Source organism: Streptomyces sp. NPDC043896, assembly GCF_056435605.1.
Genome location: NZ_JBWKEE010000002.1, coordinates 139159 through 161279, shown reverse-complemented (window position 1 = coordinate 161279; position 22121 = coordinate 139159). Strand labels below are relative to the sequence as shown.

General features: G+C 73.8%; 20 protein-coding genes. 10 read left to right on the top strand and 10 right to left on the bottom strand.

Going from position 1 to position 22121, the window contains the following annotated elements:
* Positions 1 to 38 precede the first annotated feature (38 nt).
* The 4 genes from AC069X_RS03495 to AC069X_RS03480 form a co-directional block, all read right to left on the bottom strand.
* Positions 39 to 488, bottom strand: a complete 450-nt coding sequence (locus tag AC069X_RS03495) for a roadblock/LC7 domain-containing protein (protein ID WP_478725101.1) — start codon at positions 486 to 488, stop codon at positions 39 to 41.
* 98 nt (positions 489 to 586) lie between these two features.
* Positions 587 to 1372, bottom strand: a complete 786-nt coding sequence (locus AC069X_RS03490) for a transcriptional regulator (RefSeq protein ID WP_478724615.1) — start codon at positions 1370 to 1372, stop codon at positions 587 to 589.
* Positions 1369 to 1764, bottom strand: a complete 396-nt coding sequence (locus tag AC069X_RS03485) for a hypothetical protein (RefSeq protein WP_478724614.1) — start codon at positions 1762 to 1764, stop codon at positions 1369 to 1371. The genes AC069X_RS03490 and AC069X_RS03485 overlap by 4 nt, the downstream gene beginning before the upstream one ends.
* A 198-nt stretch (positions 1765 to 1962) precedes the next feature.
* Entirely contained in the window at positions 1963 to 2526 is a 564-nt protein-coding gene (locus AC069X_RS03480; RefSeq protein ID WP_478724612.1) for a TetR/AcrR family transcriptional regulator, read from the bottom strand.
* A gap of 133 nt (positions 2527 to 2659) precedes the next feature.
* Here AC069X_RS03480 and AC069X_RS03475 point away from each other — a divergent pair, with 133 nt between their 5' ends.
* Complete coding sequence (locus AC069X_RS03475) at positions 2660 to 4045, top strand: helix-turn-helix domain-containing protein (RefSeq protein ID WP_478724610.1); 1386 nt, start codon at positions 2660 to 2662, stop codon at positions 4043 to 4045.
* Here the strand turns inward: AC069X_RS03475 and AC069X_RS03470 are convergent.
* The gene (locus tag AC069X_RS03470) at positions 3951 to 5903 is read right to left on the bottom strand and encodes an APC family permease (protein ID WP_478724608.1); all 1953 of its coding nucleotides are present in this window, start codon (positions 5901 to 5903) and stop codon (positions 3951 to 3953) included. The genes AC069X_RS03475 and AC069X_RS03470 overlap by 95 nt on opposite strands.
* 236 nt (positions 5904 to 6139) lie before the next feature.
* Here AC069X_RS03470 and AC069X_RS03465 point away from each other — a divergent pair, with 236 nt between their 5' ends.
* Positions 6140 to 6499 (top strand): SHOCT domain-containing protein, encoded by a 360-nt coding sequence (locus AC069X_RS03465; RefSeq protein ID WP_478725099.1) that lies wholly within the window; start codon positions 6140 to 6142, stop codon positions 6497 to 6499.
* 30 nt (positions 6500 to 6529) lie between these two features.
* On the opposite strand, the gene AC069X_RS03460 is transcribed toward AC069X_RS03465, so the two are convergent.
* Positions 6530 to 6985: a (2Fe-2S)-binding protein gene (locus AC069X_RS03460; RefSeq protein WP_478724606.1), complete on the bottom strand. Its 456-nt coding sequence runs from the start codon at positions 6983 to 6985 to the stop codon at positions 6530 to 6532.
* An 18-nt stretch (positions 6986 to 7003) separates the two neighbouring features.
* On the bottom strand, positions 7004 to 9235 hold the full coding sequence (locus AC069X_RS03455) for a xanthine dehydrogenase family protein molybdopterin-binding subunit (RefSeq protein ID WP_478724604.1): 2232 nt from the start codon (positions 9233 to 9235) through the stop codon (positions 7004 to 7006).
* Between the two features lie 298 nt (positions 9236 to 9533).
* Here AC069X_RS03455 and AC069X_RS03450 point away from each other — a divergent pair, with 298 nt between their 5' ends.
* Positions 9534 to 9782, top strand: a complete 249-nt coding sequence (locus tag AC069X_RS03450; protein ID WP_478724602.1) for an SCO4226 family nickel-binding protein — start codon at positions 9534 to 9536, stop codon at positions 9780 to 9782.
* 272 nt (positions 9783 to 10054) lie between these two features.
* Entirely contained in the window at positions 10055 to 11482 is a 1428-nt protein-coding gene (locus tag AC069X_RS03445) for a PP2C family protein-serine/threonine phosphatase (RefSeq protein WP_478724600.1), read from the top strand.
* A gap of 124 nt (positions 11483 to 11606) precedes the next feature.
* Here AC069X_RS03445 and AC069X_RS03440 read toward each other — a convergent pair whose 3' ends face one another.
* On the bottom strand, positions 11607 to 13100 hold the full coding sequence (locus AC069X_RS03440; RefSeq protein WP_478724598.1) for a DNA-binding protein NsdB: 1494 nt from the start codon (positions 13098 to 13100) through the stop codon (positions 11607 to 11609).
* Positions 13101 to 13331: 231 nt separating this feature from the next.
* Here AC069X_RS03440 and AC069X_RS03435 point away from each other — a divergent pair, with 231 nt between their 5' ends.
* Positions 13332 to 14456, top strand: coding sequence for an aminoglycoside phosphotransferase family protein (locus AC069X_RS03435; protein WP_478724597.1), 1125 nt, complete (start codon positions 13332 to 13334; stop codon positions 14454 to 14456).
* Between the two features lie 199 nt (positions 14457 to 14655).
* Entirely contained in the window at positions 14656 to 16479 is a 1824-nt protein-coding gene (kstD, locus tag AC069X_RS03430) for a 3-oxosteroid 1-dehydrogenase (protein ID WP_478724595.1), read from the top strand.
* Between the two features lie 30 nt (positions 16480 to 16509).
* Here the strand turns inward: kstD and AC069X_RS03425 are convergent, their stop codons facing one another.
* Complete coding sequence (locus AC069X_RS03425; RefSeq protein WP_478724593.1) at positions 16510 to 17010, bottom strand: hypothetical protein; 501 nt, start codon at positions 17008 to 17010, stop codon at positions 16510 to 16512.
* A gap of 450 nt (positions 17011 to 17460) precedes the next feature.
* Here AC069X_RS03425 and AC069X_RS03420 point away from each other — a divergent pair, with 450 nt between their 5' ends.
* From AC069X_RS03420 to AC069X_RS03405, 4 genes are read left to right on the top strand one after another with little or no spacing between them, the layout of a single operon-like run.
* On the top strand, positions 17461 to 18072 hold the full coding sequence (locus tag AC069X_RS03420; protein ID WP_478724591.1) for a hypothetical protein: 612 nt from the start codon (positions 17461 to 17463) through the stop codon (positions 18070 to 18072).
* A 14-nt stretch (positions 18073 to 18086) separates the two neighbouring features.
* Positions 18087 to 18617 carry a toxin-antitoxin system, toxin component gene (locus AC069X_RS03415; protein WP_478725097.1) on the top strand — a complete coding sequence of 177 codons (531 nt, stop codon included), beginning with the start codon at positions 18087 to 18089 and terminating at the stop codon, positions 18615 to 18617.
* Positions 18618 to 18619: 2 nt separating this feature from the next.
* The gene (locus AC069X_RS03410; protein ID WP_478725095.1) at positions 18620 to 19810 is read left to right on the top strand and encodes an MAB_1171c family putative transporter; all 1191 of its coding nucleotides are present in this window, start codon (positions 18620 to 18622) and stop codon (positions 19808 to 19810) included.
* A complete protein-coding gene (locus AC069X_RS03405) occupies positions 19807 to 21231 on the top strand; it encodes an FAD-dependent monooxygenase (protein WP_478724589.1) in 1425 nt (474 codons plus the stop codon). The genes AC069X_RS03410 and AC069X_RS03405 overlap by 4 nt, the downstream gene beginning before the upstream one ends.
* A gap of 48 nt (positions 21232 to 21279) precedes the next feature.
* On the opposite strand, the gene AC069X_RS03400 is transcribed toward AC069X_RS03405, so the two are convergent.
* Positions 21280 to 22104: a maleylpyruvate isomerase family mycothiol-dependent enzyme gene (locus AC069X_RS03400; RefSeq protein ID WP_478724588.1), complete on the bottom strand. Its 825-nt coding sequence runs from the start codon at positions 22102 to 22104 to the stop codon at positions 21280 to 21282.
* Positions 22105 to 22121 lie beyond the last annotated feature (17 nt).

Sequence of the window (22121 nt, the reverse complement as noted above, 5' to 3'; positions counted from 1 at the left end):
TGTGCTTTCGTGTACGGCTCGTTTGCTGCCGGAGAAGGTCAGGGGCGGTCCGGGGTGCGGCCCGGGGGCAGGGTGCCGACGGGCCGCGCCGCGGGGCCCCGGCGGGCGAGGGTGTCGTCTATGAGCTCGGTGATGCGCAGGCTGGAGCGCCGGGCCTCCAGGTGGAGGCGGCCGACGTTGACGCGCGGCTCCGCGATCAGGGTGAGGACGGCCGCGTCCCCCGCCGCGTAGGTGGCGACGTACCCGTGCTCGCCGCGCACGAGCAGTTCCCGGAAGCCGCCCTGGCCGGTGCAGTCGCTGAGCCGCTGGGCCACTCCGAGCGCGGCGGCGGTCAGGGCCGCGAGGGACTCGGCCTCCCCGGCGGCGCTCTCCTGGGCGAGCACCAGCCCGTCCGCGCTCGCGGCGAGGACTCCGGTGAGCTGGGGCACGCGGGCCCGCAGCCGCCGGAGCTCGGCGAGTATGTCGGCTTCGGCCTCGACCGGCACCATCGGGGGGCTCATGTCGGCCTTCCTTTCTTCGGGCCGCCCCTGCTCGGACTGCCTCCGCTCGGAGCGGTCGGCTCGCAGAACCGGTCGCAGCGGGAGCCTCACAGGCTTGCCTCCAGTGCGTCGCGCAGCCGGCGGAGCAGTGCCACGTCCGGGGGTTGGGCCTGCGTCATCCAGTCGGGCAGGGGTTCGGGGAGCGGCACGGGGGCCGGCGGCGGTGTGTGCGGGGTCTCGACGAGGCCGGCGGCCGCGAGTCTTCGTACTTCGAGCAAGGTGTGGAAGGCGGGCCGGCCCAGCACCCACGCCAGGTCGGCGGGGGTGCGTATGCCGTCCGCCTGCTCCAGCAGGATCCGCTGCCGGGCGGTGACGGTCTGCCCGGGCGCGGCCGGCCGGGGCACCACCGGGGAGGTGTCCAGCAGGGGGTAGGGCCACACCGCGTCCAGCAGCTCGCGGCGGCGGCGGGTCTCCCGCTCGACGGCCGCCGCCGGGACGGCCCGGACGGCGCCGATCCAGTGGGTGGCGCCGCGGCGGAACCGGGAGGGGCCGCTGCCCGGGGAGAGCGCGAAGAAGGCCGCGTCGAAGATGGCCGCGAGATGGCAGATCTCCAGTTCGCCGCCGGCCAGCCGGCCGTTGTCCACGAGGAAGCGGCCGACCTGGCGGCGGGCTCCGGCCTCGTTCACGGCCTCGGTCCAGCGCTCGGGTGCCAGGCCCCCGCCGGTGGTGAGCAGGACGTCGAGGCCCGGGGTGGAGGGGCTCTCGGCGTGCACGACGCAGCCGTCCTCCAGGAACAGGGTGCCCCGGTCGCGCAGCAGGGCGCCGGTGGCGCGTTCGGCGGCGAGGCGGGTGAGCAGGGGGGAGACGGCGGTGGCGGCGGTGACGGTGGTCATCTCAGGACCAGTCCTTCGGCGAGGGCGCGGAGTCGGTGCCGGGCGAGGGCGAGGTTGCCGTCGGTGCGGTCGAGCCACAGGTGCAGGAAGACGCTGCTGTCGAAGCTCGTCTCGACGAAGCGCAGCACGTGGTAGCCGCTGCGCGTCGTGACGATCAGGTCCTCGACGGGCGGGCCGGGGGCGCCCGCGTCGTCCGGGGCGGGCGCGAACGATTCGTACTCGGCTGCCGCCCGGGCCAGTTCCGCGGTCTCGGCGGCTGTGGTCTCATGGTCGCCGACGGGCGAGTCCCCGGCGGTGCCCAGGGCGAGCCCGCTGCTCCAGTCGACGAGCGCGGCGCCCCGCGCACCGGGCAGGGCCATCGCTTCGAGCAGGCATTCGTCGATCCCAGGCACGCGGGCTCCCCTCCCGGCCGGACGTGCTGGTCGCACGGTCGTACGGCGTGACAGGAGGGAACTTACTCAAGTTCCACACTGTGGAAGGGGGTTCTGGCATTTTCCGCTGGAACATGCGCGGTAGCACGTGACAGCTTGGCCGGATCCCGTTCGTTTTTGATCAAGACTGAAAATCGGACGCCTGCCCTGTGCCGCCGGTCAGCCGGCGGGACGCTCCGGGAGCAGGCGCTCCACCATCACGTCCAGGAGGTCGTCCACCGGGTGGGCGTCGAGCAGGGCGGGGATCGTGAGGTCGTCCACGATCAGGCCCTGCATCGCGAAGTAGAGCAGCGCGACGCCCTGCCGGTCCCCGGGCAGGCCCGCGTCCAGGTGCCAGGCGATGTTCTCCTCCAGCTCGGCGGCGAGGAACGCGGACAGCTCCGCCTGGAGTTCGGGCCTGCGGGTGGCCTCCAGGCGCAGTTCCAGCACGGCGGTGTGGACACTGCGCTCGCGGCGGATCCGGCCGAGCAGCCGGCCGAGCAGCGTCTTGGTGTCGAGGGGCCCGGCCACTTCCGCGGGCTCGGGGGTGAGGCGTTCGCGGGTGCGGTGGAGTATCTGCACCAGCAGCTGGCCCCGGTTGGCGAAGTAGTTGGAGGCGGTTCCGGTCGGGACCCCGGCCTCCGCGTCCACGGCGCGCAGGGTCAGGCCCCGGGAGCCCTCGCGGGCCAGGACCTCGATGGCGGCGTCGAGGAGTGCGGCTCGGCGCTGCGGATTCTGGCGCATGGTCGGTTCCCGGGAGTGCGTCGGCGGCGTGGGCGGCTGTGAGCACTGCACCCACAGTACTCGGCACACGCTAGCGGACCGCCGCTCTCCGGGCCCTCCCCACGGCCGCCTCCCCCGTGTCACCCTGCCCGTCATGGACCGGATCATCGAGGAGATACGCGAGGACCTGAGCCGCCGGATCGCCGTCGCGGCGGACCGGCTGACCGACCGGACGCTGACCGAGGATCCCGCCTACGCCGCCCTGACCGGGCGGGCCGAGCTGCGCGAGCGGATCCACCACACCCTCGACCAGGCCGTCGAGGGCCTGGTGCGCAGCTCCCGGGGGCTGCCCGTCGAACTGGCCGGCGCCCGCGCCACCGGCGCCCTGCGCGCCGGGCAGGGGCTGCCGCTCGAATCACTGCGGCGCACCTACCGGTACGGCGGGCGGCTGCTGTGGCAGAGCCTGACCGAGGCGGTGGCCGCGCACGACCGGGCGGCGCTGCCGCGGCTGCTGCCGGGGGCGGGCGCGCTGTGGGACGTACTGGACCAGATGGCGGAGGCCGCCTCGGAGGCGTACCGGCTGGCCGAGGCGGAGCGGGGCGGGCGTGAACGGGAGCGCCGGGCCGCCCTGCTGGACGTGCTGCTCGACGGCGCGGGACCGGTGGCGGAGGCGGCCGCGCAGCTGGGGCTGCCGGAGCGGGGGCGGTTCGCGGTGGTGGTGCTCGGGCCGGGCGGCAGGGGCGCGGGCGCTCCGGGCGGCCCCGGCGCTCCCGTCGGCCCCGGTGACCCCGGCGGCCCCGGTGACCCCGGCCCACCCGGCGCACCCGGCGCACCCGGCGCACCCGGCGGCCCGCCCCGGCCCGAGGGCGGCACGGGCGCGGGGCCGGACTCGCCGCGCCTGCTCTGGCGGATCCGGGCCGACGGGGAGACGGCCCTCGCCGACCTGGGCCACCATCCGCTGGAGTCCCTGCGCGCGCTGCTGGCCCCGTTCGCCGTGCGCGCCGGGATCAGCCCGGTGGCCGGGGTCCCGGCCGAGCTGGCGGGAGCCCGCCGGCTGGCCGCGCTGGCCCTGCGCAGCGCTCCGCCGTCGGCCGCACCGGGCGCCGCCCTGCTCGACGAGCGGCTCCCGGCGGCTCTGGTGGCGGCCGATCCCGAACTCGCCGCCCGGCTGCGGCGGGTGGTGCTGGGCCCGGTGCTGGAGCTGCCTCCGGAGGACGCCCGGGTGCTGCTGACCACCCTGGGCACCTGGCTGGCCTGCCAGGGCTCGACCACGCACGCCGCCCAGCGGCTGTACTGCCACCGCAACACCGTCTCGAACCGGCTGCGGCGGCTGGAGCGGCTCACCGGGCGCGCCCTGTCGGACCCGGCGCACGTGGTGGAACTGGCGCTGGCGCACGCGGCGGCGTCCCAGGCCCCCTCCCCCGCCGGCCCCTCCGCCGCCGGTCCTACTCCGGGCGCGGCCGCGCTCCCGCCCCCGCCCCCGTCTCCCGGGCCGACTCCAGGAGGTACGGCACGTCGATCACCGCGATCCCCGGGGTGAACAGCAGCCGTGCCTTCAGCCGCAGCGCGTTCTGGTTGTGCAGGGGCTGCTCCCACCAGTGCCCCACGACGTACTCGGGGATGACCACGGACAGGGCGTCCGTCCCCTCGGCGGCGGCCGCCTCCTCGATGTACTCCAGCACCGGGCCGACCACTTCCCGGTACGGGGAGTGGAGCACCTTGAGCGGGATGCCGGGATCGTGCTCCGCCCAGGACTCGCGCAGCCTCCGGGCCTCGTCCTCGTCGGCGGCGACGGAGAGGGCGGTGAGGGTGTCGGGCCGCAGTCCCTGGGCGTAGCCGAGGGCCTTGAGGGTGGGGGCGTGCACGTTGGCGACGAGGACGACGACGTGGTGGCGGGAGGGCTTGCGCGGTTTGACCCCGGGGGCGACGGCGACCTGGCGGGCGACGCGGTCGTAGTGGCGGCGCACGCCCTTCATGCCGAGGAAGAGGGCGGGCATGGCGATGACGACCAGCCAGGCCCCGTGCGTGAACTTGGTGATGAGGACGATGACCAGGACCAGGGCGGTCATGACGGCGCCGACGGCGTTGATGGCGAGCCGGCGGTGGATGTGGACGCGTTCGGAGCGGGGTGTGGCGGGCGAGGCGAGTTCGCGCCTCCAGTGTCTGACCATCCCGGACTGGGAGAGGGTGAAGGAGACGAAGACGCCGATGATGTACAGCTGGATGAGGCGGGTGAGCTGGGCGTCGAAGGCGACGATCAGGGCGATGGCGGCGAGCGCGAGCAGGATGACGCCGTTGGAGTAGACGAGCCGGTCACCCCGGTTGAAGAGCTGGCGGGGGGCGTACCGGTCCTTGGCGAGGATCGAGGCGAGCATCGGGAACCCGTTGAAGGCGGTGTTCGCGGCCAGGATCAGGACGCCGGCGGTGACGGCCTGGAGCAGGTAGAAGAGGAAGTGCCAGCTGCCGAAGGTGGCGCGGCCGATCTGGGCGAGCGCGGTGGACATCGGGGTGCCCGGGGGCAGGCCCAGTTCGGTGGGGTCGGCGGCGGCGTGGACCTGGTACGTCATGGCGAGGGCGGTGATGCCGGCGAACATGGTCACGGAGAGCACGCCCATGGCTGCCAGGGTGGTGGCGGCGTTGCGCGCCTTGGGCTTCCGGAAGGCGGGGACGCCGTTGCTGATGGCCTCGACGCCGGTGAGGGCCGTACAGCCGGAGGCGAAGGCGCGCAGGGCGAGGAAGACCACGGCGAGGCCGGTGTAGGTGCCGGCGGCGGTGATGGGCAGGTCGGCGGACTCGGCGCGGATGGTGTCGCCGGTGGCGAGCCGGACGGCGGCGACGGCGAACATGACGTAGATGACGAGGACGAACCCGTAGGTCGGGATGGCGAAGACGCGCCCGGACTCCCGTACCCCGCGCAGGTTCATCAGGGTCAGCAGCACCACGAAGCCCACGGACAGGGCGACTTCGTGGTCGCTGAGGGCGGGGATGGCGGAGGTGATGGCGGCGACCCCGGAGACGACGGAGACGGCGACGGTCATCACGTAGTCGACGAGCAGGGCGCTGGCGGCCGTGAGGGCGGCGGTGGGGCCGAGGTTCTCGGAGCTGACGACGTAGGCGCCCCCGCCTCCGGGGTAGGCGTGGCAGGTCTGCCGGTAGGAGGCGATGACGACGACCAGCAGGAAGACGATCGCGGCTGCCGCGTACCAGGTGAGGTGGAGGAGGGCTACTCCGCCGAGGGCGAGGATCAGCAGGATCTCCTCCGTGGCGTAGGCCACGGAGGAGAGCGGGTCGCTGCAGAAGATCGGCAGCGCGAGCCGTTTGGGCAGCAGGGTCTCGCCCAGTCGCGCGGTGTCGAGGGGTTCACCGACCAGCACGCGTTTCGCATTGATTCGCCTCATATCGGCATGATCAGGCATTTCGGTCGATTGTCGGGCGTACGCGAGCTGTGTCCCGGGGCGCGGCCGTACGCCTTCCGGCGCAGTGGCGATCTTGTCCGGGCGCTGCGATGGTGATCGGGTCGGCCGTCGCGCGGTCCTCCCGGACCCGGCGGCCGCCTCGACGGAAGGAGACGGCCGTGTACGCAGCTGTCGACCTGGCGTACGACTACCCGGTGCTGGGCGCGTTCTGGACCGTGATGTGGATCTTCCTGTGGGTCATGTGGCTGATCCTGCTCTTCAGGGTCGTGGTCGACGTGTTCCGCGACCACGACATGAGCGGCTGGGTCAAGGCGGCATGGCTGCTCTTCATGTTCCTCATCCCCTTCCTGGGCGTGCTGGTGTACGTCATCGCCCGGGGCAGGGACATGGGCAAGCGGGAGATCAAGCACGCGCAGGAACAGCAGGAGGCGTTCAACGCCTACATCAGGGAGACCGCCGGCTCCGTCACGCCCGCCAAGGCCGGCGCCGACGACCTGTTCAGGCTCTCCGAGCTCAAGGCCAAGGGCGAGCTGAGCGAGGAGGAGTTCCAGCGGGCCAAGCAGAAGCTGCTGGCCTGACCCGGCGGCCCCGCTCCCGCGCCGCGGCCGTCACATCCTGGCGGCCGCGGCGCGGATGGCCTCGCGGATGCGGAAGTACGTGCCGCAGCGGCAGATGTTGGCGATGGCGTCGATCTCCTCGTCCGTGGGCGCGGAGGTCCGCTTCAGCAGCGCGACGGCGGCCATGATCTGGCCCGGCTGGCAGAAGCCGCACTGCGCGACGTCCTGCTCCAGCCAGGCCTCCTGGACGGGGTGCAGGCGGTCCCCGTCGGCCAGGCCCTCGATGGTGGTGACCCGCTTGCCGGCGCAGGCGGACACGGGCACCACGCACGGGCGCACGTCGACGTCGTCGAGGTGGCTGGTGCAGGCCTTGCAGACGTCCACCCCGCAGCCGTACTTGGGGCCGGTGACGCCCAGCATGTCGCGGAGCACCCACAGCAGGGGCAGGTCGTCGGGCGCGTCGACGGTGACGCTGCGGCCGTTGACGGTGAAGGTGTGCAGGGGCACGGCGGCGAACTCCAGCGGTCAGCGCGGGTAGGGGGTGAAGTCGACGTCGAAGTCGAGGGGGAAGCTGCGGGGCTTGGAACCGGTGGCCCGGGCCCAGGCGTTGGCGATGGCGCCCACGGCCGCGGGCACCCCGAGCTCGCCCGCGCCGCCCGGCTCGGTGCCGGTGGCCGGCAGGACGAAGACCCGCACGTCACGCGGGGTGTCGCGCTGCTGCGCCCAGTGGAACTGGCTGTAACTGCCCTCCAGCGGCAGCCCCTTGTCCAGGTGCAGGCCGGCCCGCAGGGTGGTGGAGATCGCGTCGGTGAGGCCGCCGATCATCTGGGCCTCCAGCCCGCGCGGGTTGACGGGCAGGCCCACGTCGACGGCGATGACCGCCTTGGTGACGCGCACGCGCTCCGGGTCGCGGGTGTCGATCTCCACGAGGCAGGCGGTGCGCGACTTGTACTCCTCGTGGAAGGCGATGCCCTGGGCGCAGCCGGCCGGCAGGGCACGGCCCCACTGCCCCTCGGTGGCGGCCTTGTCGAGGACCGCGCGCTGGGCGTCGGTCTTGAGGAAGGTGCGCCGGAAGCGGTACGGGTCCTTGCCGGTGGCCGCGGCCAGTTCGTCCACCATGATCTCCTCGGCGCCACGGGTGTTGGCCGAGTACACCGACCGCCAGGACCCGGTGGGGATGCCGGTCGGGACCTCGGTCAGGGCCTGGGTGGTGAGGCCGAAGTGGTACGGGGACTTGACGGTGGTGAGGAAGAGGGTCTGGGCGAGGGTGGCGTTGCCGATGCCGGAGGGCAGGCTCGCCGCGGTGGCGGTGATGATCTCGCCGAGGCCGTGCCGGAAGTCGGTCTCGGCGGCGGCCACCCGGTGCTCGAAGCTGAGGACCTCGCCCAGCAGGTGGGTGGCCCGGATCCGGTGGTGGGTGGCGGGGCGCATCCGGCCGTGCCGGGTGTCGTCCACCCGGGTCCACATGAGCTTCACCGGGCGGCGGCAGGCCTTGGAGATCCGGGCGGCCTCCAGGGCCGCGTCGAAGAACAGCCGCCGGCCGAAGGAGCCGCCGGCCTGGACGACGTGCACCTTCACCTTGTCCAGCGGCAGTCCGAGCTCGGCGGCGATGGTCTGCCGCGCGACGATGGGGGACTTGAGCCCGGACCAGATCTCGGCGCGGTCATCGCGTACGTCGGCGACGGCCGAGTTGGTCTCCATCGGGGCGTGGCTGACGAAGGCGAAGTCGAACTCGGCGTCCACGTACGGGGTGAGCAGCGGCGGCACCAGCAGGGGCGGGGTGGCGGCGCGGAGCTTCGTACGGATCTGCGCGTCCGAGAGCTGGTCGGCCGGGCCGGGGCCCCACTCGACCGTGAGGGCGGCCTTGGCGGCGAGGGCCTGCCCAAACGTTTCGGCGACCACGGCGACGCCGGTCTTGACGGTCACCACGTCCAGGACGCCGGGCATGGCCCGGACGGCCGCGAGGTTGGCGACGGAGCGGACGGTGCCGCCGACGGAGGGCGGCCGGCGCACCACGCAGGGCTTGGCGCCCGGCACGTCGAGGTCGAGGGTGTACTTCTGGGCTCCGGTGACCATCGCGCGGGCGTCGATCCGCCGGGCCGGGGTGCCGATGAGGGTGTGCCGCGAGGCGGGCTTCGGGGAGGCGCCCAGGACGACCAGGGCGGGCGAGGCGGCGGCCGCGGAGAGGCTGCCGTAGCTCGCGGTCCGGCCGTCGGGGGCTCGTACGGCGCCGTTGGCTGTGGTCAGCGCGGCGGCGGACAGGCTCCAGCGGGCGGCGGCGGCAGCGACCAGGCGGGCCCGGGCGGTGGCGGCGCACTGGCGGACCGGCCCGTACAGCGAGCGGATCGAGTTGGAGGAGCCGGTGAGCTGGTTGAACAGCAGCTCGGGGCGGGCGTCGTCCAGTTCCACCCGGACGGTGTCCAGCGGCGCGTCGAGCTCCTCGGCCACCAGCATGGCCACGGCGGTGGTCAGGCCCTGGCCGACCTCCTCGCGCGGCAGCCGGAAGCGGATGGTGCCGTCCGTCTCGACGGCGAGCGCCAGCAGGGCGGAGGTGGGCGCGCCCGCCAGGATGAACAGGTCGCCCAGGTCCACGATGTCGGCGATGGCGGGCAGGCTCGGGACCACCGCGTGCGCGGGCTGCGGGGCGAGCAGGTCGGCCCCGGCGCGGGTGACCAGGGCCAGCGTGGGCGCGGCGACCAGGTGGGTCAGGAACGAACGTCGGCTCCGCCCGGCCGGCCTGCTGCTCTCTTCGGTCATCCCGCCGTGTCCCCACCCTCCCAGGGCCCGCAGAAACGGACCGCCCCCGGCTCATTACCGACACGTAGGGTAGCGATCACCGGGCGGGGTGGGAAGTGCGGTGCGGGACGGGGTCCTTCGTTCGAGTGGTGCCCCTGACGGGCCTGTGACCGCCGCGCCGGACGGGAAGGAACGCGCCCACGGCTCGCACGGCTCGCCCGTACGATCGACGGCCCCTCGCCGGAGGGCCGATTTCCGGCCGCGGGCGCACGATGGAAGCAGACCCGTACACGTCGCGACACGTGAGGAGGTGTTCGCGGTGCCGAAGTTCATGGACGTCCACCACGGGATGAAGGGCATCACGAAGGAATCGCTGATGGAGGCCCACCGGGCGGACCTGGCGATCCAGGCGGACGAGAAGGTGAAGTTCGAGCGCGCCTGGGCCGACCCGGCCTCCGGCGAGGTGTACTGCCTCTCCGAGGCCCCCTCGGCCGACGCCGTCCGACGGATCCACGAGCGCGCGGGACACCCCGCCGACGAGATCCACCCGGTGCCGCTCACGGTGTGACGGAGCGGCGGACTCCACCCGGACCCGGCGTGAACGGGGTCCGGAACGGGCAGGAATGGCCTCCCGGGATGACCGGAAATGTTCGTACGGACAGGAGGTAACCGGGAGGCCCTCGGCATATGCCCCGAGCAAGACCGTTACGGATGTTGCCAAACGCCTTACGGGCGGTCTCCGGCTGTGCCACAGTCGTAGTCGGTCCACAGCCGTCACCGGTCGCCCTCCGGGACCTGGCCGAGCCGCGTCTGTATCGCCGCGCCTGCATCGGAGTCATCATGCCGTCCCACCTGTACGCGGACCGTCCCGCGCAGCCGCCCGAGCCGGGATCCGTGGACGCACTGATCTCGCAGACCCGTCGGCTGCGCGGCGAGGTGGACGCCGTGCGCCGCGACACCGTCGTGGACGACCACGACGCCCAGGGCCGCTGGCAGCGCGCGCTGTGCGACCTCGCCGTGCACCACCTCGACGACCTCGGCGAGCACCTCGGCCAGCTCAAGGAGGGGCTGCCGCCCGTCCCCGAGCCCGCCGCCGACCTGCCCCCGGCGGCCCCGGAGGCCGCCCCGGAGGACCGCCAGACCCGCGTCGGCAGCGCCGAGTGGAACCTGCTGACGGACGAGGTCACCTGGTCCGAGGAGCTCTTCCAGATCTTCGGCCGGCCGGCCGAGGCGGGCCCGCTCCCCCTCGACGAACTGGGCTCCACCCTCTTCTCCGAGGACCAGCCGCTGCTGACCGCGATGGTCACGGACTGCCTGGTCGACGGCAAGCCGATAGACGGCGAGTTCCGCATCGTCCGCGCCGACGGGCGGGTCCGGACGCTGCACATGAGGGGCGAGCCGGTGCTCGACTCCGACGGCTGCACGGCCTCCATGTGGGCCGTACTGCGGGACGTCAGTGAACTGCGGCGGAGCCAGCGGGCGGTGCGCGAGTCACGGGACTCGCTCCAGCGCCAGCGGGAGATCGCGCAGACCGAACACCGGCTGGCGGTCGAGCTGCAGGAAGCCGTGCTCCCCCCGTGGCGCGGCTCCCTGCGGTTCCCGCACGAGAACGCGGGCACGCTGGACGTGGCCGCGCACTACCTGCCCTCCGCGACCAGCGCGCTGATCGGCGGCGACTGGTACGACGCCCTCGAACTGCCCGACGGACGCTCCCTGCTGACGGTCGGCGACCTGACGGGCCACGGGGTGAGCGCCACCTCCGGGATGGCGATGATGCTCGGCGCCCTGCGCGGGATGGCCATGGCCGGCATCGAGCCGGGCCCGCTGATGGGCTGGCTCAACCAGCTGCTGGAGACCTCCGTGCAGCCCGCCCTCGGCTCCGCCGTCTGCTGCCGCTACGACCCCGCCCGCCGGGTGCTGTCCTGGGCCCAGGCCGGCCACCCCGCGCCCCTGCTCTTCCGGCGCGGCCAGGGCCGGGCGCTGCAGCCCCCGGAGGGGGTGCTGCTGGGGGCCACCTCGGGCGCCGTGTACGGACAGGCCGAGGAGCGGCTCGAACTGGGTGACGTCCTGGTGCTGCACACCGACGGACTGACCCCGCGGAGCATCGAGTTCAGCCGGGCCGACGGCACCGAGCGGCTGCTGGCGCTGGCGCCCCGGTTCTCGGAGGCCCGGTCGGCGCGGGACTGCGTACGCATGGTGACGGAGGAGTTCGGCGAGAGCGAGCGCGAGGACGACGCCTGCGTACTGGTCGCCCGGATCGGCGGCTGACGGCGGTACCGCCGGAGGATTCCGAGGACTCCAGGGGGCCGCGCCGGTGGGGCGCGGCCCCCTCCTCCGTCGTCCTCTCTCCCGCCTCCCCGCCGTGCCCGTCCCGCGGCGACACCGGAACGCCCTAGACCTCCGCTCCGCGCGCGACGGGCGCGGGGCTGTTCGGGAGGGCCAGCTTGATCTCCTCGCGCAGGTCCTCGATGCGCGCGTACCCGGCGTACTGGCCGGTGAGCCGGTACATTTCGCGCAGCCGGTCCCATGTGCGGTGCGAGGAGGTCTCGTTCATCGAGACCAGGGCGAGCCGGGCGTAGCGGTCGGCCTGTTCCGGGTCGTCCGCGATGAAGCAGGCCGAGGCCATGGAGATGTAGTCGAAGATCTGCGAGCGCTGGTAGCCGTCGCCGCGCAGCCGCAGCGCCTCGCGCGCGTGCCGGGCCGCGATGGGTGCCGCCGAGGCGTCGTGGTCGGCGAGGGTGCGGTACGCCAGGGCCTGCATGCCGTGCAGGTCTGCCTCGTCGAAGTGCTGCATCCAGGAGGGCGGCGGCACGTCGCCCTTGTCGGAGACGAAGAGGTCCTCGGCCTCGCCCAGGGTGCGGCGCATCGCCTGGCCCTTGCCCATGGCGGCCTGCGCCCAGGCCTCGATGGTGTGCAGCATGGCGCGGGTGCGCGGCAGGGTCTGCTCGCCGGAGCCGGACTTCGCCAGCTTCATCAGGTCCAGGGCCTCGTTCGGCTTGCCGAGGTGGACCATCTGGCGGGCGGCGCGGGAGAGGGCCTCTCCGGCGCGGGGCCGGTCGCCGCCCTCGCGGGCCGCGTGCGCGGCGATGACGAAGTACTTCTGCGCGGTGGGTTCGAGGCCCACGTCGTGCGACATCCAGCCCGCGAGCACCGCCAGGTTGGCCGCCACCCCCCACAGCCTGCGCTGGAGGTGGTCGGGGTGGTGGTAGGCCAGCATGCCGCCGACCTCGTTCAACTGGCCCACGACGGCCTTGCGCTGGAGCCCGCCGCCTCTGGAGGCGTCCCAGGCCCGGAAGACCTCGACGGAGCGCTCCAGGGCCTCGATCTCCTGGGAGCCGATCGGGGCGGCCTCGTAGCGGTCGTAGCCCGCCGGGTCGGCCTGGTGGGGATCGCCGAAGGCGTTCGCGTTCTTGGTGCCGGCGGGCTCGGTGTGCAGCCAGTCGTACATGGCGTTGCTGAGGGCTGAGCCGGCGGTGAGCGCGGCTCCCGCGCCCATCAGGCCGCGACGGTTGAGCATGAGGTCCATTCCCGTGAATTCGGTGAGGACCGCGGCTGTGCGTTCGGGCGCCCAGGGCACTCCTTCGGGGTTCTCCCGAACCCCTTCCGGCTGCCGTTTCGTGGTACGCCGCTGCCGTACGAACCCGAGGTCCTCGATGGTCACGACACGACCGAGCCGCTCGGTGAACAGTGCTGCCAGTACCGTGGGCACCGGTTCGCGCGGGGTCTCCCCCATGTCGATCCAGCGCCGCACCCGCGAGGTGTCGGTGGCCAGCTGGTGGTGGCCCATCGCGGCCGCCTGCCGGTTGACCATCCTCGCGAGTTCGCCCTTCGACCAGCCGGCCAGGCCGAACAGGTCGTTCAGACGGGTGTTTGGACCTTTGCTCACGTCAAGCCCCCAGGTTCTCGGCTGAGTTGACAGTAACCCCCTGTCAGTTCCCCGTGGACTATTCGCCAGGGTTCGCCACCCGCCGCCCCGTGGTTCGCCACCTGCCGCCGGGTGTCAGGTAGGAATGCGCCTCCCCGACCCGGTTCACCGGCGGAACTCCCCAGGGTGAAGTACGGGATCCGGCGGGGCGGCGTACGCACTCGTCGGCGCACGAAGGGAACCGTAAACGCCATGTACGCAGCAACGTCCTCCGTGTCCGCCCCGGTCCGCCAGCACCGCACCCTCCAGGCGGGGGGCGGCTCCTACCTCGAACCCGGCCGTCAGCCGGTACCGGCGCAGGGCGCCGTACGGGCGCGGCGGCTGCCGGGGAGCGGACCGCAGCCGCTCAGCGGAAGAATCGACCTGTCCGGGCCGCAGGGGGCGCAGCTGCGCACCGCGCTCGCGTCGGTGCAGCGGATCTGTCCGGAGTTCGCACCCGTCCAGGTCCTGCGGCGCAGCGGCCGCTCGGTCCTCCTGGTGGGGACGACCGGACGGATGACCGCGGTCGCGAAGGTTTTACTGGACCACTCGCCGGAGTGGCGCGAGCGGTACCGGCACGAAATAGGGACGTACCGGACGTTCGTCCGGCAGCGCCCGCCGGTCCGCGTGCCCCGGCTGATCGCCGCGGACCCGGAGAACTGCGTACTGGTGGTGGAGCGGATGGCGGGCCGGGTCGCCGCGCTCCAGCGGCATCCGGTGGAGGCCCCGCCGCGGGCCGACGTACGGGCGGCGCTCGGGGCGGTGTGCCGGGTGAACCAGTGGCGGCCGCCGGCCGACCTGTTCGCCCACCCGGTGGACTACGCGCGGCGGATCTCCCGTGACCACGAGCTGGGCCTGCTGACCGACCGGGACTTCGGCGACCTGCAGAAGCTGCTGCACGGGCTGCGGCTGGCGGGGACCCCGTGGCAGTTCAACCACGGCGACGCGCTGCTGTCGAACCTGCTGCTGTCCCCTGCCGGTCCGGTGCTCCTCGACTGGGAGCACGCCGGCTGGTACCTGCCCGGCTACGACCTGGCCACGCTGTGGGCGGTGCTGGGCGACGCCCCGGCGGCGCGCGGCCAGATCAGCAGGCTGGCGCAGTCGGCCGGCCCGGCGGCGCGGGACGCGTTCCTGGTCAATCTGATGCTGGTGCTGACCCGGGAGATCCGGATGTGCGAGACGGCGGTGCAGCGCTCCATGCTGGCGGCCGCCCCGGACCGGCCGCTGCCGGCGGGGGCACTTTCCTCCGGGGAGGAGCAGCGCCTGCTGCTGCGCCGCCTGCACGACGACGCGGGCATGGCGCGTAGAGCGGTCCGGGCGGCGGTCGGCACGCGCTGACCCCGGCCCGTCCGGCCCGTACGGATCCCGTGTGCCGCACACCCAGTGTGCGGGGCACGGGATTCGGCCTGTCCGGGGCCGGGACGGTTGTGCGCGCGTGCCTTGACATCACATGATCCCCCGAACATTTTCTCTGACCCGGCACCAGAACCGCCGGGGCCGCCCGCCCTCCGTCCTCCCACCCCGCTGGAGCCCGCCCATGCCCGAGCCGACGTCCGAGCCCGTGACCGCCTCCGCCCCCGTGACCGTGAGCCCGGACCGGCCGCGCCCCGCCGTCCCCTCCCGCAGGGCGGTCCTCGCCGGGACGGGGGCCGGGGTGCTCGCCGCCACCGTGCTGCCGGGTGCGGCCGCGCGGGCCGCCGAGAGCCCGCTCGGCGAGTACGACGTCGTCGTGGTCGGCTCGGGGGCGGCGGGGATGACCGCCGCCCTGACCGCCGCCAAGCGGGGGCTGAGCGTGCTGGTGGTGGAGAAGGCGCCCACCTTCGGGGGTTCGGCGGCGCGTTCGGGTGCGGGGATCTGGCTGCCGAACAACTCGGTGATCCTGGGGGCGGGGGTGCCGGACACCCCGGAGAAGGCCGCCGCGTACCTGTCGGCGGTGGTGGGGCCGGAGGTGCCGGCCGACCGGCAGCGGGCGTTCCTCGCCAACGGGCCCCGGATGCTGGACTTCGTCATGGCGAACAGTCCGCTCGGGTTCCGCTTCATGGACGGCTACAGCGACTACTACCCGGACCTGCCGGGCGGGCTGGCGAACGGCCGCTCCATCGAGCCGGACCAGATCGACGGGAACGTCCTGGGCGCCGAGCTCGCGCACCTCAACCCGGCGTACATGCCCGTGCCCGCCGGGATGGTGGTCTTCAGCCAGGACTACAAGTGGCTGAACCTCGCCGCGGTCACCGCGAAGGGGTTCGCCGTGTCCGCGGAGTGCCTGGCGCGCGGCGCCAAGGCGGCGCTGCTCGGGCAGAAGCCGCTGACCATGGGCCAGGCGCTGGCCGCAGGGCTGCGGGCCGGGCTGATGCGGGCGGGGGTGCCGGTGTGGCTGAACAGTCCGCTGGTCGACCTGGTCCAGGAGGGCGGGGCCGTCACCGGGGTCGTGGTGGAGAAGGAGGGCGTACGGGGTGTCGTACGGGCGCGCAGGGGCGTGGTGATCGGCTCCGGCGGTTTCGAGCACGACGCGCAGATGCGGGCGCGGTACCAGCAGCAGCCGATCGGCACCCAGTGGTCGGTGGGTGCCAAGGAGAACACGGGTGACGGGATCCGGGCGGGGCAGCGGGCCGGCGCGGCCCTGGCGCTGATGGAGGACGCCTGGTGGGGGCCGTCGATCCCGCTGCCCGGGGAGCCGTACTTCTGTCTGGCGGAGCGGACCCTGCCGGGCGGTCTGATGGTGAACGGGGCGGGTGCCCGCTTCGTGAACGAGGCCGCGCCGTACAGCGACGTGGTGCACGTGATGTACGAGAGGGACCGGGGCGCGCCGGGCTCGCACATCCCGGCGTGGCTGATCGTGGACCAGAACTACCGCAACCGGTACCTGTTCAAGGACGTGCTGCCGACGCTGCCGCTGCCGGAGGCGTGGTTCGAGTCGGGGGCGGCGAAGAAGGCGTGGACGTGGGACGCGCTGGCCGGGCAGATCGGGGTGCCGGCGGCTGCGCTGCGGGCGACGCTGAACCGGTTCAACGCCCAGGCGTGGGGCGGGACCGACGCGGACTTCCACCGGGGGGACACGGCGTACGACCACTACTACACGGATCCGAACGTGGTGCCGAACTCGTGCCTGGCTCCGGTCTGGGCGCCGCCGTTCTACGCCTTCAGGATCGTCCCGGGTGACCTGGGCACCAAGGGCGGGATCGTCACGGACGCCCGGGCGCGGGCGCTGCGGGCGGACGGGTCGGTGATCCGGGGCCTGTGGGCGGCCGGCAACGCGAGCGCGGCGGTGATGGGCCGCAGTTACGCGGGGGCCGGATCGACGATCGGGCCCGCGATGACGTTCGGCTACGTCGCGGCGAACGACATCGCGGACACTGCCTGACGGGCGCCGCTGCCGCGGCGCCCGCAGCGGCTAGCCCTGCTGGAAGAGCTCGGCGGGGAGCGGCTTCAGCAGCGCGTAGAGGTCGTCGGTGATCGGGCGGTCCCAGCTGGCGATCGTGACGAGGACGTTGTCGCTGCGGTCGAACTGCACGCAGGAGATCCGGCCCTCGGAGAGCTTGATCTTGCGGACGATGAGGAGGTTGTCGCCCTGCATGACGGGGCAGTCCTCGGTACCGGTGACCTCGACGTCCTCGTCGTTCTCCAGGGCGTCGAGGAGCTGGGCCACCTCGAAGGGGGCCTGGCCGTCGGCGAGCTCGCGCGCCGGGGACCCCTCGGGGAGGTTGCCGATGATCATCGCGGGGCCGCGTCCGCCGAAGAGGTCGTAGCGGAGGAAGACGCCCTGGCAGCTGCCGTCGGGCGCGGGCAGCAGGCCGGCTCCGAGGTTGCCCGGCCAGTCCCCCGGGTCCATGGCCAGGACGTCGAAGTCCGGGCCGGCGGGAGTGGCGGCGCGGTGGCGGCGGAGGAAGGACATGCGGCCATGGTACGTGGCCGCGCGGGAATTCCGGCGCCGGGGGCTCCGTCCCGGCGCAGCGGGGCGCGGCGGGGTGCGGCGGTGGCGGGAGGCGGTGCGGTAGGGGCCCGGGAGCCGGGCGAGGGGGTGGCGGCCGGGGCCGGGCGGGGGGCGGCGGCCGGGGCCGGGCGAGGTGCCCGTGGTTCCCGGACCTGCGGGTATGGGGCGTGCGCCTGGCGTACTCCTTACCTGGGGCGCGGGCCGGCGCGATGAGCTGCGGGCATGCGCCCTTTCCCGCCACAGGCCGCCGCACTGGCTGTATCTTGCTGTGCGTCCCCGTGTCCTGTCGTCGATCGTTTTCGATTCGACAACGATCGGTCCGGTGCCGGGGATCTCGTGGCCCGGGGGGACCTACCGTCGTCCCCGGTGCGCAGACGGATCTGGCCTTCGGACGTATGGGAGCACAGACAGATGACTGTCCCCGCTGGCGGTCCGCCGCTTTCCCTTTCCGCGACGCTCGACCGGATCCGGGCGCTCGCCGCAGAGCGGCGACTGGACGTGGACGAGATCCTCGACGCGGGGTCCCTCGCCGAGCGGACGGGCGTCCCCGTGGAGGTCACGGCGGCGCTGCTGCGCGGCGAGGAGCTGCCGGAGCCCACGCCCGGGGAGGCCCGGGAGACGGTCCGCCGGCGCGCGGCGTTCCTGTACGCCGTCTCGCGCGACCCGCACGGACAGCCCTACCCGGTCGCCGAGATCGCGGCGGCCACCGGCGCGGACCCCCGGTGGGTCGACGAGCTGGTGTCGGGCGGGGATCCGCCGCACCTGCTGCACTGCAAGGAGTTCGCGGCCTTCTTCGGCCGGGACATCACCTTCCTGACGGACACGCCGGCGCAGGCGGTGAACCGGGCCCTGTGGCCGGCGGTCGAGTCCCTCAACTACGGATCGGGCGACCTGATGGCCGACCTCACGAACCAGTACGGGCTGGTCTCCATCTCCACCCGGGGAAGAGCCCTCACCCGCACGCAGGAGACGCTGCTCCTGGGCATGATCACCGGCATGCTCTCCTCCGAGGTGGCGCGGTGAACCTGTCCCGTTCGATGCGCAAGCTGTGCACCGCCCTGACCTCCTCGCTCGACCTGGAGGCGCCGGTCGAGCCGCAGACCCTCTTCCGCGCCCTGTGCGACGCCATGAGCCGCACCAGGGGCGGCCGCCCGATCGTGCTGCGCTTCGAGCGGTTCCCGTCCGAGCTGACCACCTCGGGCCTGTGGCTGAACATGGAGGACTACGACATCGTCGTGGTGGAGAAGTACACGACCCCCGACCACCAACTGGTCATCCTCGGGCACGAGCTGTGGCACATGAAGGCGGGGCACTGCACCGGTCACGGGCGCGGCGCGGCCGACGCCGCCCGGGCCCTGCCCGACGCCTCGGACCTGACGTACGCCAGCGTGGCCGCGCGTTCCCACTACGAGGACGCGCAGGAGATCGAGGCGGAGAGCTTCGGGCTGATGCTGGGTGACCGGTGCCGGGCGTGGCTGACGGGCGGCGACGTCCCCGGGGCCGTCCGCCGCAACGACGTCGCCGGCCGGATAGGCAACGCCCTCGGGTACCGCGGACCGATCGGTTGACGGTGACCTCGGACAAGTACTACATCCCGTACCTCATACCGGCGGCGATCCTCACCCTCGCCTTCGCGATCCGCCTTCCGGTCATGATGCGATTCTGGCGGATCGACCCCAACGTGCGCTCCGTCGGCGGTCTGCTCCTGCTGGCCTCGGCCGTCTTCTACTTCGGCCGGCCGAAGACGCTCGTCCTGCTCAACAGCGCCACCGGCATCAGCAACTTCGCGGCGCCGCTGGTCTACACGCTGCTCACGATGTTCTGCGCCTCCTGCCTGATCATGATCATCCACTGGCGCGGGGGCGATCCCCGGCGGGTGCGCCGGACCAGCTGGACGATCGGCGTCGTCTACTCGGCCGTGGTGGCCGGGCTGTGGATCACCTTCGCGTTCGCCGACGTACCGGACGAGCGCCTGCGGGACCTGGACACCTACTACGCCAACACCCCCTGGATGCGCGAGCACATCATGCTCTACCTGGGGGCCCACACCACGGCCTGCGCGATCACCGCCGCCGTCACCTGGTCCTGGCTGCGGGAGGTGACGGGCTGGCTGCGTGCGGGCCTGGTGCTCCTGGTGATCGGGTTCATCCTGAACCTCTGCTACGACACCGTGAAGCTGACGGCGGTCTTCGCCCGCTGGAACGGCCGCGACCTGGACTGGCTCAGCACGTACGTGGCCCCGCCCATCGCCTCCGTGTGCGCCCTGTTCATCGCCGTCGGCTTCATCCTGCCGCACGCCGGCCAGGCGCTCCAGGCGTTCTGCACCGACTACTACCACTACCGGTGCCTCGCCCCGTTCGTGCGGGAGCTCGCGGACGTCGACACCGCTTCGATGCGGCTGCCCCGGCGGTCCCCGATCAGCCGGCGCCTGGTGCTGCGCAGGACCCGGATCAGTGACGGGCTGCTGCGGCTCCAGCCGTACATGGATCCCGAGGTCCGCGAGCGTGCGCTCGCCGAGGCCCGGGCCCGGGGCGAGGCGCCGGAGCGGGCTGCGGCGACGGCCGAGGCGGTGGCCGTGGTCACGGCGGTAGCCGCCCTGCGCGGCGGGGCCGAGGCGTCGGCGGAGGGCGGTCCGGTGCCGTCCCCGTCCGCCGGGCCGGACCTCGTCGCGGTGGCCAAGGCCCTGCGCCGGTCCCCCGCCGTCATCACCGTCCGCGCCCGGTCCGGGCCGTCAGACCAGCCAGAGAGCGTGATCCTATGAGCAGTTCAGCGCCGTCCCCGTCCCCCGGCCGGCATACCTCGGTGGTCATCGGGGGCAGCCTGGCCGGCATGCTCACGGCCGCCGCCCTCGCCGCCGCCGGGGCCCGCGAGGTCATCGTCGTCGAACGCGACGCGCTGCCCGACGGGCCGCGCCCCCGCAAGGGGCTGCCGCAGGCGCACCACGCGCACCTGCTGTGGTCCGGCGGGGCCTCGGCGGTGGACGCGCTGCTGCCCGGCACCACCGCGGCGCTGCGGGAGGACGGGGCCCACCGGATCCCGCTGCCCACGAACATGGTCGGCTTCTCGCCCGAGGGGTGGTTCCGGCGCTGGGCGCTGGAGTCCCACCACGTGCTGCTGGCCAGCCGCGACCTGCTGGACTGGCACGTCCGCCGGGCCGTGGCGGGGCTGGGGAACGTCACCGTCGCCGACCGGACGCGGGTGCTGGGCCTGGCGGGCGACGCGCGGCGCGTCACCGGGGTCCGGGTGCGCGGGGAGGACGGGGCGGAGCGGGTCCTGGACGCGGGCCTGGTCGTGGACGCCTCCGGGCGGGCCTCCCGTACGCCGCTGTGGCTGCGGGAGTTCGGGGTGCCCGTGCCCCCGGTGCGGACGGTGGACCCCGGGCTCGTCTACGCCAGCCGGGTCTTCCGGGCCCCGGCGGACCTCGGGAACAGCTTCCCGGTCATCGTCAACGTGCAGGCCGATCCCCGCGAGGGCGGTCCCGGCCGGTCGGCGACCCTGGTGCCGATCGAGGGCGACCGCTGGCTCGTCACCCTGTCGGGCACCCGCGGCGGCGAGCCGACCGCGGACCCGCGGGCCTTCGAGGACTTCGCCCGGTCGCTGCGGCACCCGATCGTGAGCGAGCTGATCGCCGGCGCGGAGCCGCTGACGGACGTGGTGCTCACGCGGACCACCGTCAACCGCAGGCACCACTACGAGAAGGCCGCGCTGCCCGCGCGGTTCCTGGTGCTCGGCGACGCGGTCGCCGCCTACAACCCGGTGTACGGGCACGGCATGTCGGTGGCCGCGCAGAGCGCGCTCGCGCTGCGGGACACCGTCGCCCGGTACGGGTGGTCCGACGGGCGCCTCGCCGCCCGCGCCCAGAAGGCCGTCGCCGGGCCGGTGACCGCCGCCTGGGCGCTGTCCACGGGCAGCGACGTCTTCTACCCCGGGGCCACGGAGAGCGGCCCGACGCCGGCCGAGCGGGTCGCCGCCGCCTACGTACGGCGGCTGATGCGCACGAGCACCGGCAACGGCCGGGTGGCGCGGGCGGTGACCGACGTGATGACCCTGGAGCGGCCCGCCACCCGGCTGTTCACCCCGCCGGTGCTGCTGGCGGCGCTGCTGGGGCCGGGCCGGGCGCAGCTGTCGGGGCCGCCGCTGGCGCCGCAGGAGCGGGCGGCGGTCGCGGCCCCGCGGGGGTAGCGGGGCGCGGCGGGGCGGGCGCAGCCGGGGCGGCGGGGGCGGCGGGGCTCAGATCGGCGGTACGAGGGTGAACCAGCGGTCCAGGAGTGCGGTGTCACCGGTGACGTGCAACGCCTGGGCGGGGAGCCGCTGCCAGAGGAACAGCATCAGGTCGGAGGCGGTGCCGGCGGCCTCGACGTGGACGGGTGCCCTGCCGTCGGGGTCGAGCCGGACCTCGTCGCCGTCGAACTCCACCGTCCAGCTGCCGGGACCGTCGGTGCGGCGGAACCGGTAGCGCTCGCCCGCCCCGGGCGGGGCGGGCCTCATGGAGCGCCGGCCGGGTGCCATCACCTCGAAGCTCTGGGTGACCGAGTCCACCGCGAAGGCGGGGTCGAAGGGGGCCGGGTCCCCCGTCGCCGCTTCGGCGTCCCAGCGGTGGACGGCCTGTTCGACGGTCTGCATGCGGATCCAGAAGCCGCTGGTGCGGTCCCCGTCCGCCGACCAGGTCCACACGGGTACGTCCGGGCCCAGTTCGCGCAGGACCGCGATCAGGTCCCGGGCGGCCGCCGCCGACCAGTCGAAGAGTTCCTCGGGCACGGGCCCCTTGTGCGGGGTCCGGTCGGGCATCGGCCAGGCGGCCCGTACGGCCGGGTCCGCGGGCAGCGCGTAGAGCTCCGGGTCGGTGGGGTCGCAGGGCTCGGCGAGCCGTTCGCGGAGGATGTGGGTGAGGTAGCGCTGGACGCTGCCGAGGTGTCCGACGAGGTCGGCGACCGACCAGTCGGGGCACGAGGGCACCGGGGGCGCCTCGCGCCCGCCGTCGGCCGCACGGCGGACCGCCCTGTCGAAGGCGGCCGCCTCGCTCTGGAAGATGTCGAGCCGGGTGAGGTGGTCCATGGGGTCACTTTGCCCCC